The organism is Oceanobacter antarcticus (genome assembly GCF_044962685.1).
Taxonomy (GTDB): Bacteria; Pseudomonadota; Gammaproteobacteria; order Pseudomonadales; family Oceanobacteraceae; genus Oceanobacter; species Oceanobacter antarcticus.
In genome coordinates, this window is sequence record NZ_JBBKTX010000007.1 from 36286 (window position 1) to 50381 (window position 14096).

The 14096-nt window shown below is 54.9% G+C and carries 13 protein-coding genes; 1 reads left to right on the forward strand and 12 read right to left on the reverse strand.

Going from position 1 to position 14096, the window contains the following annotated elements:
* Positions 1 to 134: 134 nt before the first annotated feature.
* From hflC to WG929_RS07145, 9 genes are all read right to left on the reverse strand, one after another.
* A complete protein-coding gene (hflC, locus tag WG929_RS07105) occupies positions 135 to 1004 on the reverse strand; it encodes a protease modulator HflC (protein WP_416205489.1) in 870 nt (289 codons plus the stop codon).
* Entirely contained in the window at positions 1004 to 2200 is a 1197-nt protein-coding gene (hflK, locus tag WG929_RS07110) for an FtsH protease activity modulator HflK (RefSeq protein WP_416205490.1), read from the reverse strand. The genes hflC and hflK overlap by 1 nt, the downstream gene beginning before the upstream one ends.
* Positions 2201 to 2348: 148 nt before the next feature.
* Positions 2349 to 3659, reverse strand: coding sequence for a ribosome rescue GTPase HflX (gene hflX, locus WG929_RS07115; protein ID WP_416205491.1), 1311 nt, complete (start codon positions 3657 to 3659; stop codon positions 2349 to 2351).
* Between the two features lie 22 nt (positions 3660 to 3681).
* Positions 3682 to 3933 (reverse strand): RNA chaperone Hfq, encoded by a 252-nt coding sequence (hfq, locus tag WG929_RS07120; protein ID WP_303433210.1) that lies wholly within the window; start codon positions 3931 to 3933, stop codon positions 3682 to 3684.
* 78 nt (positions 3934 to 4011) lie between these two features.
* Entirely contained in the window at positions 4012 to 4932 is a 921-nt protein-coding gene (gene miaA / locus WG929_RS07125; protein ID WP_416205594.1) for a tRNA (adenosine(37)-N6)-dimethylallyltransferase MiaA, read from the reverse strand.
* 35 nt (positions 4933 to 4967) lie between these two features.
* Positions 4968 to 6887: a DNA mismatch repair endonuclease MutL gene (gene mutL, locus WG929_RS07130; protein ID WP_416205492.1), complete on the reverse strand. Its 1920-nt coding sequence runs from the start codon at positions 6885 to 6887 to the stop codon at positions 4968 to 4970.
* Between the two features lie 7 nt (positions 6888 to 6894).
* Positions 6895 to 8277 carry an N-acetylmuramoyl-L-alanine amidase gene (locus WG929_RS07135; RefSeq protein ID WP_416205493.1) on the reverse strand — a complete coding sequence of 461 codons (1383 nt, stop codon included), beginning with the start codon at positions 8275 to 8277 and terminating at the stop codon, positions 6895 to 6897.
* Positions 8274 to 8771 carry a tRNA (adenosine(37)-N6)-threonylcarbamoyltransferase complex ATPase subunit type 1 TsaE gene (gene tsaE, locus WG929_RS07140; RefSeq protein WP_416205494.1) on the reverse strand — a complete coding sequence of 166 codons (498 nt, stop codon included), beginning with the start codon at positions 8769 to 8771 and terminating at the stop codon, positions 8274 to 8276. Before tsaE ends, WG929_RS07135 begins: the two co-directional genes overlap by 4 nt.
* 185 nt (positions 8772 to 8956) lie before the next feature.
* Positions 8957 to 10483, reverse strand: a complete 1527-nt coding sequence (locus WG929_RS07145; protein ID WP_416205495.1) for an NAD(P)H-hydrate dehydratase — start codon at positions 10481 to 10483, stop codon at positions 8957 to 8959.
* Between the two features lie 165 nt (positions 10484 to 10648).
* Here WG929_RS07145 and queG point away from each other — a divergent pair, with 165 nt between their 5' ends.
* Positions 10649 to 11725, forward strand: coding sequence for a tRNA epoxyqueuosine(34) reductase QueG (queG, locus tag WG929_RS07150; RefSeq protein ID WP_416205496.1), 1077 nt, complete (start codon positions 10649 to 10651; stop codon positions 11723 to 11725).
* A gap of 97 nt (positions 11726 to 11822) precedes the next feature.
* On the opposite strand, the gene WG929_RS07155 is transcribed toward queG, so the two are convergent.
* The 3 genes from WG929_RS07155 to WG929_RS07165 all read right to left on the reverse strand — a co-directional run bounded on the left by WG929_RS07155 (position 11823) and on the right by WG929_RS07165 (position 14038).
* Positions 11823 to 12524, reverse strand: a complete 702-nt coding sequence (locus WG929_RS07155) for an ABC transporter permease (protein WP_369856846.1) — start codon at positions 12522 to 12524, stop codon at positions 11823 to 11825.
* Positions 12521 to 13213, reverse strand: a complete 693-nt coding sequence (locus WG929_RS07160; protein ID WP_369856845.1) for an ABC transporter permease — start codon at positions 13211 to 13213, stop codon at positions 12521 to 12523. Before WG929_RS07160 ends, WG929_RS07155 begins: the two co-directional genes overlap by 4 nt.
* Before the next feature lie 75 nt (positions 13214 to 13288).
* Positions 13289 to 14038 (reverse strand): ABC transporter substrate-binding protein, encoded by a 750-nt coding sequence (locus WG929_RS07165; protein ID WP_416205497.1) that lies wholly within the window; start codon positions 14036 to 14038, stop codon positions 13289 to 13291.
* Between the last annotated feature and the right edge of the window lie 58 nt (positions 14039 to 14096).

Here is a 14096-nt window from a genome sequence, read left to right on the forward strand (position 1 = left end):
CGCCTGACTACCGATCGTCTGATGCTGTGGTTATGTCACAAAAAAACCGGGCCTGTGCCCGGTTTTGGTGATTTTAGCAAAGCTGCGCGATGATGGCCATGAATCCGTACCCCGCAGCGGCTATCCACAGACTTTCAGTTACCGGAAGGGTCTTTGAGGTAACGGAAAAACTCACTGTCAGGCTTGAGCAAAATCACATCGTTCTGGTTAAACGTCTCGGTGTAGGCTGTCAGGCTACGAGTAAAGGCGTAGAACTCAGGATCCTTGCTGAACGCGGCATTATAGATGCGAGAAGCTTCTGCATCCCCTTCACCACGAGTCCGTTCCGCATCCCGATAGGCTTCCGCTACAATCACGGTCTTCTGACGATCGGCGTCGGCCTGGATACCTTCTGCCAGCTCACGTCCCTGGGAACGATGCTCACGCGCTTCACGCTCACGTTCCGCCGACATCCGCTGATAGACCGATTCGCTCAAGTCGTCGGGCAAATCAATCGCCTTGACCCGAACATCCAGCACTTCAATCCCCAATTCCGACTGGGTTTCGGTGTTCAGCAAGCCGGTCAGTTTGGTCATCAGCTCATCACGCTCGCCAGATACCACATCATGCATGGTGCGAGCAGCGATTTCGTCGCGCAGACCCTTGTTCATCAGGTTAGAGAGTAATTTCGATGCTTCCATCCGGTTGCCGGATGTTGCCTGATAGTAAGCCCGCACATCCTTGATGCGCCATTTGGCGAAAGCATCAACAATGACGTACTTTTTACCCGCAGTCAGAAAACGGGCAGGGCTGGAATCAAGCGTCAACACACGGGCATCAAACAGTTTGACAGTTTCAATAAACGGTACTTTCCAGTGTAAGCCGGGCTGAATGTCAGCATCGACAATTTCCCGGAATTTCAGTTTGATGGCACGTTCGGTTTCGTTAACCACGTACAAACCCTGACTGGCAAGCAGCAGGACAGCACCCACAATCACGGCACTGGCAAAGGCTTTCGGAGACATTAACGACCCTCCCGACGGGTTGTAGTAGTAGTGGAGCTTTGACGTGAGCGTACTTCTTCCAGCACCTGATCGGTAAGGCGGGAAATATCGCTGCTGGTCAGCTGACCACTACCCGATGCCGCCTGCGATGAGGGCATCGCCTTCATCAGCTGATCCAGTGGCAGATACATCATGTTGTTGCCACCATCAACATCGACCAACACCTTGCTGGACTGGGTATACACATCTGAAATGGCATCAATATACAAACGCTCACGCATAACTTTGGGAGCCTTGCGGTATTCCGCCAGCAGATCGTTAAAGCGGGCAGCCTGACCTTCGGCACGAGCAATAACCTGTTCTTTATAGGCCGAGGCTTCTTCCAGCTGACGCTGGGCACGACCACGAGCTTCAGGAACCACCGAGTTGGCATAGGCTTCGGATTCGCTGATAAAACGATCCTTGTCCTGCTTCGCTTTTTGCACATCATCAAACGATGCTTTCACCTGTGAAGGTGGACGGGCATCCTTGATGTTGACTGTATTCAGCACCATACCGGTCTGATAGCGATCGAGATAATCCTGCAGCCGGAGCTGCACCTGATCGGCCAGCAGATTACGACCAACCGTCAAAATCTGATCCATTTCTGTCGAACCTACTTCATGACGCAGGGCACTTTCAGCAGCAGCCACCAGTGTACGCTCTGGGGATTCAACCCGCAGGGCATACGCAACCGGATCGGATACGCGGTACTGCACGCTGAGCTCAATTTCGACGATATTTTCGTCTTCAGTCAGCATGCGTTCCTTGACTTCCACTTCACGAACACCCGTGGTGTTGACCGGGATAACCTGATCTACCATTGGAATTTTGAAACGCAAACCGGGATTTTCTGTCGCACTGTACTCACCCAGGCGCAGCACCACACCACGCTCGGTTTCATCCAGCGTATAGACCGAGTTAAATCCCAGCAAGACAATCAGAATGGCACCGGCGATCGCGAACAGCCCGCCAAAACCGCCACTGCCGTTGTCCTTGTTATTACCGCCGCCAGACCCCTTGCCACCAAACATGCTGTTGAGCTTGTCAAGCAGCTGTTTGAGTGCCTCGTCCAGATCGGGTGGCTGACCGCCGCCGCCGCGGTTGTTGTTACCGCGGTTGTTGTTACCCCAGGGATCGTTGGGATTGCCCTTACCGCCGGGCTCATTCCAGGCCATAGTTAACTCCAATCAGGAAGCATCCAATACATAAAAACCGGGCCTTACTCGCCGCTCCCCACAGGGAGTGACATTCGGGCCCGTTCAGAAAATTCAGTCGTACAATGATAACGATTTTGGCCAGGATTGCGACCAAAGCCGTTGCTGGTTACTGCCAGGCTTCACGAATTTCTGGCAAAAACCGGGATTCGGCGATGTCCGCCCGTGCCAATGCACGTTTAAAGTCCTCGACCTGCAAGCGCACCGACAACCGTATATCGCCATTATCTTCATGCTGTTCGCGCTGGATAGCACCCAGCCCGTACAGTATGGCACGCAGTTTGGCATCCGCCGGGGTTAGCAGAATGTCTTCGTCCAGTAGTTCTTTACCCAGCAATTCACCAATCGCCCGGGTTAACAGCTCGAAACCGTTACGTTCAACCGCCGATAGCCAGATGGCTTCTGGCTGCCCATGTTCGTCGCGATCAATACGTGCCTCGCCCCGCTCCAACAAATCAATCTTGTTGTAGACACGCAATTGTGGCACATCGCTGGCGTCAATTTCTGCCAATACGGACTCAACCTCGGCGATGTTGCCATCCCGCTCGGCTGCCGCACAATCGACAACATGCAGCAGCAAATCAGCCTCTGCGGCCTCTTGTAAGGTCGCCTGAAAAGCGTCTACCAGCTTATGAGGCAAATGACGGATAAAACCCACCGTATCGGCCAATACCACTTCGCCGATGTCATCCACCGGCAGGCGACGCAAGGTCGGATCCAGAGTCGCAAACAGCTGGTTGGCAGCATACACTTCGGCACTGGTCAGAGCGTTAAACAAGGTCGACTTGCCCGCGTTGGTGTAACCCACAATAGCCACCGTCGGAATCGATGAACGCTGTCGTGCTCGCCTGCCCTGTTGCCGTTGGGCACGCACCTTGGCCAGCCGGGCATGGATGTTTTTCACCCGCTCACGCAGCAGCCGCCGGTCGGTTTCGAGCTGGGTTTCACCCGGCCCGCGCATGCCTATTCCCCCTTTTTGCCGCTCAAGGTGAGTCCAGCCGCGAATCAGCCGGGTTGACTGGTATTGCAGCTGTGCCAACTCAACCTGCAGCTTACCCTCGTGAGTACGGGCTCGCTGGGCAAAAATATCCAGAATAAGACCGGTGCGATCAAGCACACGGCACTTCAGGGTGCGTTCAAGATTGCGCTCCTGACTGGGGGAAAGAGAGTGATTGAAGATCACCAGTTCGCAGTCGTGCAAATGCACGAGGTCATGAATTTCCTCAACCTTGCCGCTGCCAATAAAAAATTTGGCATCTGGCACATCACGTTTGCTGGTAACCAGTTCGACCGGATCAGCTCCGGCGGAGATCACGAGCTCCCGAAATTCGGCAACGTCTTCACGATTGACGCCTTCCGGGAAATCGATATGCACCAGAACGGCTGTCTCGCCGCCGTTCTGTGGGCGCTCAAAAAACAATTAGACGCTACTCCCAATCCTGTCAGTTATCGTCGCCGGATTCGTCACCGGTTTCCATTGGCTGCATCCGCACGTTACGGGATGGCACAACGGTTGAGATGGCGTGTTTGTAAACCATTTGGCTGACGGTGTTTTTCAGCAAAATTACAAATTGATCAAACGATTCGATCTGCCCTTGCAACTTGATTCCATTAACCAGAAAGATGGATACCGGAATACGCTCTTTCCTGAGCTGATTTAGGTAAGGGTCTTGTAGCGAGTGCCCTTTTGACATTGTTGTAGTCTCCTCAAAGAGTGGTGCCCCCAATATACGGCGGCAAAAAAAATAGAATAAACCCAGTCCGCTGCTTTTTCAGGGCAACTCGCTAAATATGGCGTTCGCCTCAAGTATTTTCAAGGCACTTGTCAACAGATCCGGTGAATCTGTCTCAAGCCAGTGTAAATCAGGCCAGCTGCGCAACCAGGTGATCTGCCGTTTGGCCAGCTGACGCGTGGCAATAATGCCGCGTTCTCTCATACTGTCGTAATCATACAGTCCATCAAGGTATTCCCATACCTGGCGATAGCCGACTGCCCTGATGGAGGGCAGGCCGGTGTGTAAATCGCCGCGCTGGTACAAGCGCCGTACTTCATCAACAAAACCTTGCTGCAGCATCTGTTCAAAACGCCAGGCGATACGCTGGTGCAATAGCGCCCGGTCTGTCGGGCAAACCGCAAGGTTGACCAGCTGATACGGCAGCGGTTCCGTTTGTTGTTCAGCCCAGTACTCGGTCAGGGTTTTGCCGGATACCCGATACACTTCCAGCGCCCGCTGGATCCGTTGCTGATCCATCGGTTGCAAACGCGCGGCTGCGGCCGGATCCACTTCTGCCAGACGCTCATGCATCCACGGCCAGCCTTGGGTTTCGGCTTCGGCCAGCAACTGGCTGCGCACCGACTCATCGGCCTGGGGCAAGTCCGCAGCACCATCACGCAGGAATTTGAAATACATCATGGTGCCACCCACCAGCAGTGGAATACGGCCTCGGGCGCTGATCTCCGCCATCTCACGCAAGGCATCCTCGCGAAAGGTAGCAGCGGAATAGGACTCTGCCGGATCACACAAATTAATCAGCCGATGAGGCGCCTGGGCCAGCATGGCAGCGTCAGGCTTGGCCGTACCAATATCCATATCGCGATACACCAGCGCCGAGTCGACACTGATAATGTCACACGGATAGCGATTCGCCAGCGCCAGCGCCAGCGCCGTCTTGCCAGACGCAGTTGGCCCCATCAAAAAAATAGCCGGCGGCAAACGGGATTGGCTCACTAGCGCCCCCTCAGAAACAGTTTGTCGAGTTCAGTCATACTGAGCTGGGTCCAGGTCGGGCGGCCATGATTACATTGACCACTGCGCTCCGTCGCCTCCATATCACGCAACAGAGCGTTCATTTCGGCAATCGTCAGTTTACGATTGGCCCGCACCGAACCATGACAGGCCATGGTCGACAGAATTTCGTTGCGATGTGCCTGAATCCGGTCAGAAGTGCCATGTTCCAGCAGATCGCCCAACATATCGGTCACCAGCTGCGGCACCACGGCCTGCTGCAGCAGCACCGGAATTTGTCGAATCAACAATGACTCCGGCCCAACACGGGCCAGCTCAACCCCGAGTTGGCGGAACTCTTCGGCATGCTGCTCGGCCATATCCGCTTCGCGTTCACTGACGGCGAGGGTCTCCGGCACCAGCAAGGGCTGGCTGACGACCTGTTGTTGATCGACGGCCAGCTTCAAACGCTCATAGGTAATCCGTTCGTGGGCCGCATGCATATCAACCAGCACCAGCCCGACGGTGTTCTGCGCCAAAATATAAATACCGTGCAATTGAGCAATAGCCAGACCGAGCGGTGGCATATCACCGTCATCGGTTGCTGGCATTACGGCGGGCTGTCCAGACAACGGTAGTGGTTGGCTCATGGCCTGATAAGCGCTGAGTTGGTCGGCAACCTGATTACCAGAGGGGCGCTGGCCAAATGGCTGCGCCTGATTGCCAATCGCAGCCCTGCTGCTGGCCTGGGCCTGCCAGGGTAAACGCTCCTGACCGGTAAATTCTCCCGTTGCCTGACCCGTCACCGGCAGCGACTGTCTGGCCGGATGCAAGACACCGTCACTCGCAACCGTTGGCTTGCCATCCGCCATCCCTGCTCCCAGCGCATCGGCATTGGTCGGCGGCAATTGATCGGACGGACGCACATCCGCCAGTACCCGGTGCAAGGTTCGAAACAGAAAATCATGCACCAGCCGACCATCACGAAACCGCACTTCGTGCTTGGTCGGATGCACATTCACATCCACCAGTTTTGGATCCAGCGTCAGGTAGAGCACAAAGGCCGGATGGCGACCATGAAACAGCACATCACGGTAGGCTTGTTTGATCGCATGGACGACCAACCGGTCACGCACAGCACGCCCATTGACGTAAAAATATTGCATATCCGCCTGCGAGCGCGAAAAGGTCGGCAACGCCACCCAGCCAGACAGCGACAAACCCGCCGCCTCGGTATCCACATGCAGGGCGTTATCGATAAACTGCGGTGACAAGATCGCCGCTACCCGGCGTTCCTGTTCGATACCCCGGCTGGCAACACGTAGCTGATGGATGACGCGATTGTTATGACGCAAACAAAACGCCACGTCGTAACGACTCAGCGCCAGTTTCTTCAGATGTTCTTCAAGGTGGGAGAATTCGGTTTTTTCGGTACGCAGAAATTTGCGCCGGGCCGGAGTATTAAAAAACAGGTCTCGCACTTCCAGTGTTGTCCCTTCCGGGTGCGCCGCCGGGGAGACACTGGTCACCATATCACGACCTTCGGCACTCACCTGCCAGGCATCCGTGGCCTCATGATAACGCGACGTCAGGGTCAGTCGGGAAACCGAGCTGATAGACGCCAGCGCCTCGCCCCGAAACCCCATGGTAATCACGGCTTCCAGATCATCAAGAGTATTAATCTTACTGGTGGCATGGCGGCTCAACGCCAGCGGCAGATCGTCTTTTTCGATACCGCAGCCATTATCACGCACCCGTAACAACTTGATTCCGCCTTGCTCGGCGTCCACGTCAATGCGGGTTGCACCCGCGTCCAGCGCGTTTTCAACCAGTTCCTTGACGATATTGGCAGGACGTTCCACCACCTCCCCGGCAGCAATCTGGTTGGCCAGGCGAGGAGAAAGCAGATGAATATTGGGCATGAGTTCTTCAGGAGCTGGGGATTTTGATGGTTTGACCAATACGAATCTGATCATCGCTCAGACCGTTGATACGGCGCAACTCGTTCAAGGCTACACCATTCTGAACGGCAATGTCCGACAGGGTATCACCACTACGAATGACATAGGAGTGCCAATGGTCAGCGCCATCCTGATTACGGCGACGCTCCGCCTCCAGCAAGGTGCCACTGGGCGGATGATCACTGAAATAGTCCTTGATGCCATTAAAAATGGCCGCTGCCATTTTCTGCTGATAACTGCGCGTATTCAGCTTGCGTTCTTCTTCCGGGTTGGAAATAAATCCGGTTTCAACCAGCAAGGCTGGCATGTCCGGTGCTTTCAACACCACAAACGCCGCTTCTTCCACCTGACGCTTGTGCAAATGAGATATTTTATCCATATGTCCAAGGATGTCGGCTCCAATACGCTTGCTGGAATTACGCTGATACGTCATCGACAGATCCAGCAACGTCATTCTCAAATGATCGTCCTTGTCTTCCAGCGAGATCCCGCCAATCAGGTCGGCGTCGTTTTCCTTGTCCGCCAGCCAGCGGGCGGTCTCGCTGGTCGCGCCCCGATCGGACAACACATACACCGAACTGCCGTTGGCACTGGATTGTTTAAACGCATCGGCATGAATTGAAACCAGAAAGTCAGCATTGGCGGCCCGGGCTTTTTCAGTCCGTTCCCGCAAGCCAATATAATAATCGCCGGTGCGTACCATAAAGGGGGTAAAACCCGCTTCCTGCTTCAACAGCGCCTGCAATTCCTTGGCGATGGCCAGCACCACGTGTTTTTCCTTGGTACGGCGTGCACCTGAAGCACCTGGGTCTTCCCCACCATGGCCAGCATCAATGGCAACAATAATGTCCCGCCTGCGAGATTCCGGCGTATCGGCCTTTTTAACCGGTTTTACCGGCGATAACGACTGGGTGGTTTCCGGCCGTTTCAAATCAATCACCAGTCGATGGCTGGAATAGACCTCATTCGGCGGTAACGGGAAACTGCTCGGATTCAGCGTTTCATTCAGATCGAGTACAATCCGCAATACTTTTTTACTGGGGTGACCGGTGCGAATACTCGCAACCGCCGTCCCTTCCAGATCGATCGCAGCGGTATCCAGCAACATTTCAGCATCCGTCAGATCAATCACAACACGACTGGGAGAGCTGAGCGGAAAAATCTTGTGCTCGGAAGGCTCGGTCAAATCAAACACCAGTCGGGTACTTTCCGGCGACTGCCATACCCGGATATCGCGGACATCAGCATTGGCAATAACGCTGCCACCAAAAGCCAGCCACAAACAGACATGCCAGAGTACTGACTTTTTCGCCCCAACCGGAGTTGCTTTTGCGGCACGGGACAACGTCATCCAACATCCCCTTGCTCTAGCGCCGCCAGCCAGACAACCGCCCGGTCGGACAATGCCAGCAACTGCAGACGACGGGACTCGCCCAGATCGTCAAAGTGAATTTCCATATCCGCAGCAGGCAATACGCCTCGTCCCTTGTCAGGCCATTCGATCAGGCACAGCGCCTGATCCGACAGATAATCACGAATGCCCATAAATTCCAGTTCTTCCGGGTCGCCCAGGCGATAGAGATCAAAATGGCACACCTGGCAACTGTCCAGCTGATAGTCCTCGACCAGGGTGTAAGTCGGACTTTTAACCGCCCCGGCATGCCCCAGTGCCTGAATCAGACCACGACAAAACGCAGTTTTACCCGCTCCCAGCGTACCCTGCAAAAAAATCAGCCCGCCATTAACAACAAGCGGTGCCAGCTGAGCAGCCAGTTGCAACGTCGCCCGCTCACCGTGCAGCTCGCGGGTAAGGATCATTTTGGCAGGAGGGAGGCAATCGGTCACGGCGATCATTAACTCGTTCAGGAAAGATGTTTCTGGTATCGGAAAGTGGGCAAGTGTATCAGCCCGACAGCCGATTCCCAATGGAAGAGAGATGTACCTCGCGGCGGAATGCAGGAGTCTGACTATCAAAGGCAACCGGTTCATCACTGGCAGTAAAACCAGGCGAGGCGATGATGCCAGGGGTCTCAACTCTCGTTATTCAATGCCCGGAGATAAGGGAACACATCGGTTGCCAGCAAGCCACGACTGCCACCTTCTGCTGCCGCCAGATCGGCTGCTGCACTATGCAAACAAACCCCCAAGCGCGCAGCGTGCCAGGCATCACTGCCCTGGGCCATCAGCGCGGCGATCACGCCGGTTAGAACATCGCCCATTCCGCCCGTAGCCATACCGGAATTACCATCAGTACACACCGCGACACGACCATCCGGACGAGCTATAAGAGTTCCCCGCCCTTTCAATACCACAACCGCTTGATACTTCTCCGCCAGGGCTCTCGCCGCGACGAAGCGATTCTGCTGGATCTCGATAGTATCCAGTCCCAGCAGTCGGGCGGCTTCTCCCGGATGTGGCGTCAGCACGACGTTACGTTCAGAGAATTCGTGGAACCAGGCTGGCGTTGCCAACAGATTCAATCCATCGGCATCCAGCACCAGCGGCTTCTCGCTGTTTAACACCTGCTGTAACATCAATTCGGACCAGCTGCTTTGTCCCATACCAGGGCCAACCGCCAGCACGCTGGCACTGTCGAGCAGCCCGGTCAGTTCAAGCCCGGAAGATACGCCATGCACCATCACTTCCGGGCGGCGCGCCAGTACAGCGACACTGTGTTCTGGTCGGGTAGCACAGCTGACCAGGCCCGCACCGGTGCGTCCGGCCGCTTCGGCGGCCATGGTAACGGCACCCACCATTCCCTGATCGCCACCCACCACCAGCACATGCCCAAAATGCCCTTTATGGGAGTTACCGGTACGTACGGGTAATAACTGGCCAAGCTGCTGCAACCGATGCCAGCTGATGCGTTCGCAATCGGGAATCAGTCGACCGGCGGCTGCAGCCTCAGTAGACAGAGCCGCGAAAGCAATTTCACCACACAGATCGGGGCCATCAGCGACCAGCAAGCCTCGCTTGGTACCGACAAAGGTCACCGTCATATCAGCACGCACTGCAACACCCAGCACGCAACCGGTATTGGCATCCAGGCCGGATGGAATATCCAGCGACAAGACGTCAGCCGGGTGGGCATTGATTGCCCAGATGGCGTCGGCATACACACCGGCAACTGTAGCATTCAGGCCAGTGCCAAACAGTGCATCCACAATCAGCTCGCCATCAAAATCCAGCTCGCCCTCAAACACCTGGGGAATGACGCCGGCATCCAGCGCCAGTTGAGCCGCTTCTGCAGTAGCAGCAGAAACCTGCTCATGATTCCCCAGTGTATACAAGCTGACGCTCATGCCATGCAGAGCGGCCAAGGCGGCCAGTACGTAACCATCACCACCGTTATTCCCGGCCCCTGCCATTACACAAACGGACTCGGTGTAACCCCAACGTCCGAGCAGACAGGCAAACGCAGCCTCTCCGGCACGCGCCATCAGTTCAAAGGTCCGAATACCCTCGAAAGTAATGGCCGCCTGATCCAGTTCACGCACTTGCTCGGCGCTGTATAGCGCTCCGGGCAGGTGATCCACAATGCTGTTTGGTCGTTTCATCCCTGATTCCTGAAAATAGAACAACGCCGTTGCTCCTGACCACGGTCAGGGCTGGCTCGGCGACTGTCAAGCATGAGTATGTGTTCCAAGATTAACACCAGGTGCTATCTGTGGCTGTGATAAAATGACTGAATTATAAACAGTCTCTCCCTACTAAGCGAAACCATGTCCGACGAACTGCAATTAATTCCACCCGCTGCCATGGCCAGACTGCGCCAACAGCTAACAGACTGGGGAAACGAGCTTGGGTTCCAGCAAGTCGGTGTTACCAATATCGAGCTGAATGAACATGGAGAACGTCTGCAAGAATGGCTGAAACAGGGCTATCACGGCTCGATGCACTACATGGCAGACCACGGTGATATGCGCTGGAAACCCGATGCACTACTGCCTGGCACGCTCAGGGTGATCAGCGTCAGGATGGATTACCTGGCACCACACATTGATCTGATAAGCCAACTTCGCAATCCGGACAGGGCGTATGTCTCACGCTATGCACTGGGAAGGGACTACCACAAGTTAATCCGCAAACGTTTAACCCAACTCGGCCAGAAACTGGCGACCGAAGTCGAACAGCTGGGATTTCGGGCGTTTGTGGATAGCGCCCCGATACTGGAACGCGCTCTGGCCAACAAGGCCGGACTCGGCTGGATTGGCAAAAATACCATGTTAATCAATCGCCAGGCCGGGTCGTATTTTTTTCTCGGTGAGTTGCTCACCAATCTGCCATTACCCATGGATGCGCCTTACCAACAAGACCACTGCGGTCGTTGTACTGCCTGTCTGGAGATCTGCCCTACCCAGGCCTTTGTTGGCCCCCATGTACTGGACGCCCGACGCTGTATTTCCTACCTCACCATTGAACTGGATGGCCCCATTCCGGTTGAACTGCGCAAAGGCATGGGCAATCGCATTTTTGGTTGCGATGACTGCCAGATTGGCTGTCCGTGGAATCGCTTCAGCAAACCGACCACAGAAACCGATTTCACCCCCCGCCACCAGCTCGACAAAGCAACGCTGCTGGAGCTGTTTCAGTGGGACGAGCATACTTTTCTGCAAAAAACCGAAGGCATGCCGATTCGCCGAACCGGCTATGAAAACTGGCAACGTAATATTGCCGTGGCGTTGGGCAATGCTCCCGCCAGTCTGGACGTGGTCGCCGCGCTGGAACACAAACGCCCGCAGGTCAGTGCGCTGGTACAACAACATATTGATTGGGCATTAGCCCAGCAGTCGGGCTGAACAGTCGGCCGATGTTCTTTCCATTCTCACTCATTCCCCGCCTGAACATCACCAGCAACCTACCGGCTATACAACCATCAAAACCGGTTGTATCAAGTTACATCGGCCGTTTGGCAAACTGGTATCGGTTCAACCGTCGTTCCAGCAGTCGAAACATCAGAATCAGCACCGCAGCCATTGCCAGGTACACCATACCAGCTGCAAAAAACATCTCTAACGGGGTATAGGTTCGAGCAATAATGGTACGGGCCATACCGGTCAGATCCAACAAGGTGATGGTGGAAGCCAGCGCGCTGCTCTTCAGCATCAGCAGTACTTCATTGCTGTAACCTGGCAGTACAATGCCAGCAGCACGGGGCAAAACAATCCGCCGAATCATGGTCAGTTTACTCATCCCCAGCGCCAGCGAGACTTCTATTTCACCTTTTGGAATCGCCTGAATCGCGGCCCGTATCAACTCGGCGGCATAAGCTGCTGTGTTCATTGAAAAGGCGATAATGGCACACCAGTAGGGTTCGCGCAGAATCGGCCAGAGCAAAGACTCTTTCACTGCATCAAATTGCGACGCACCGTAATAAATCAGGAATATCTGCACCAGCAGCGGTGTACCACGAAAGAAAAATATATAAGCGTACGGAAAGGCATTAATCGCCGGATTGGCCGACGCTCGCATCAGTGCCAAGGGCACCGCCAGCAACAACCCCAGCAGACCAGAAACCGCCACCAACTCCAGAGTCAGCCAGGCGCCTTGTAACAGCCTGGGGAAATACTCCCAGATAACCCCCCACTCCCAGCTCATGCGCGGCTTCCTCTCAGTTCCGGTTTGCTACGACGTTCGAGATAGCCAGTCAGCAAGGTCGTCACCACCGTCAGTAACAAGTACAACAGCGCCGCTGCCAGATAAAAATCAAACGGTTGCTTGGTATTGGCAGCCCCAACTGAGGCCTGCCGCATCAGTTCGTTCAGACCCACCACCGACACCAGCGCAGTATCTTTCAGTAACACCTGAAACAGGTTGCCCAACCCCGGAATCGCCAGCCGCCAGACCTGCGGCATAATGATACGAACAAAGGTTTTTAATGGCGTCATGCCCATCGCCTGGGCCGATTCCCACTGGCCTTTGGGCAAATCCATCATCGCCATGCGGAACACTTCAGTGGAGTAAGCACCAAAAGCGATCGCCAGCGCCGCAACCGCTGCGGCAAACTGGCCAACATCAATATATTCGTCATAGCCAAACAGGCTGGCGATCCACATCAATAACTGTGAACCGCCAAAATACAGCGTCAGTACCAACAGCAGTTCCGGAATACCCCGCACCACCGTGGTATAGGTGGTGGCAATCGCACGGGCCACCGGCGACGAAGACAAGCGTGCGGTGGCACCACACAGACCAATGATCAAACCGAAAAAGACACTGGCCAACGCCAGCTGAATGGTGACCCACAAGCCACTTAACAGCAGTTGGCCATACCCTTGTAAATCCATAGCGATGGCTACCGTAATCCGGGGACTGAAATCTGCAACAGTGCCGGAGCCAGATTCTGGCTCCGGCAACCAACGTCAGTAAATATCAAACGGGAAGTACTTGGCGTTAATCTCGGCGTACTTGCCGTTGGCACGAATGGCCTTGATTGCCGCGCTAAACTTGGCCGCGAGTGCATCACCCTTACGTACCGCAATGGCAATATGGTCATCGATGTCGAGGTCAGCGCCTTTGAATTCAAAGCTTTTGCCATCGTCGGTACGCAACCAGTCATAGGCCGGGAATTTGTCCGACATAATGCCGTCCAGACGGCCGTTAGCCAGATCGAGATAAGCGTTGTCCTGGGTGTCGTAGAGCTTCACATCAACAATATCGCTAAAGTTGTCTTCCAGATACTGACCGGCAATGGTCGCCCGCTGGGCACCAATTACCTTGCCTTTCAAACCGGCCTTGCTGGTTTCCAGTGGTTTGCCTTTTGGCCCGACAAACGCCAGTACGTTGGCGTAGTACTTTTCGCTGAAATCCACCACTCGCAAACGTTCGTCGGTGATCGACATGGAGGCGATAATGGCGTCGTACTTGCGTGCCCGCAGACCCGGAATAATACCGTCCCAGTCCTGTGCCACAATCTCGCAGTCGGCTTTCATTTCAGTACACAGGGCCTTGGCGATATCGACGTCAAAACCGATCAAGTTGCCCTGATTATCGGTCATATTAAACGGCGCATAGGCACCTTCTGTCGCAATACGGATTTTGTCACCCGCCAACGCCAGCGGAGCCGTCAGGCAGGATACCAACAAACAGGCAGTCGTCATTACCTTACGCATCGTTCTCTTTCCTCGTGGTTTATAAGATCAAGGGGTACTGAAAATAGCAGCAGCGGCA

What these genes read in the sequence shown, in the direction of transcription:
- hflC (WP_416205489.1), bottom strand. Translation starts at nt 1,004, where the DNA reads ATGTCTCCGAAAGCCTTTGCCAGTGCCGTGATTGTGGGTGCTGTCCTG.
- hflK (WP_416205490.1), bottom strand. Translation starts at nt 2,200, where the DNA reads ATGGCCTGGAATGAGCCCGGCGGTAAGGGCAATCCCAACGATCCCTGG.
- hfq (WP_303433210.1), bottom strand. Translation starts at nt 3,933, where the DNA reads ATGTCAAAAGGGCACTCGCTACAAGACCCTTACCTAAATCAGCTCAGG.
- miaA (WP_416205594.1), bottom strand. Translation starts at nt 4,932, where the DNA reads ATGGGGCCAACTGCGTCTGGCAAGACGGCGCTGGCGCTGGCGCTGGCG.
- mutL (WP_416205492.1), bottom strand. Translation starts at nt 6,887, where the DNA reads ATGCCCAATATTCATCTGCTTTCTCCTCGCCTGGCCAACCAGATTGCT.
- WG929_RS07135 (WP_416205493.1), bottom strand. Translation starts at nt 8,277, where the DNA reads ATGACGTTGTCCCGTGCCGCAAAAGCAACTCCGGTTGGGGCGAAAAAG.
- WG929_RS07145 (WP_416205495.1), bottom strand. Translation starts at nt 10,483, where the DNA reads ATGAAACGACCAAACAGCATTGTGGATCACCTGCCCGGAGCGCTATAC.
- queG (WP_416205496.1), top strand. Translation starts at nt 10,649, where the DNA reads ATGTCCGACGAACTGCAATTAATTCCACCCGCTGCCATGGCCAGACTG.
- WG929_RS07155 (WP_369856846.1), bottom strand. Translation starts at nt 12,524, where the DNA reads ATGAGCTGGGAGTGGGGGGTTATCTGGGAGTATTTCCCCAGGCTGTTA.
- WG929_RS07160 (WP_369856845.1), bottom strand. Translation starts at nt 13,213, where the DNA reads ATGGATTTACAAGGGTATGGCCAACTGCTGTTAAGTGGCTTGTGGGTC.
- WG929_RS07165 (WP_416205497.1), bottom strand. Translation starts at nt 14,038, where the DNA reads ATGCGTAAGGTAATGACGACTGCCTGTTTGTTGGTATCCTGCCTGACG.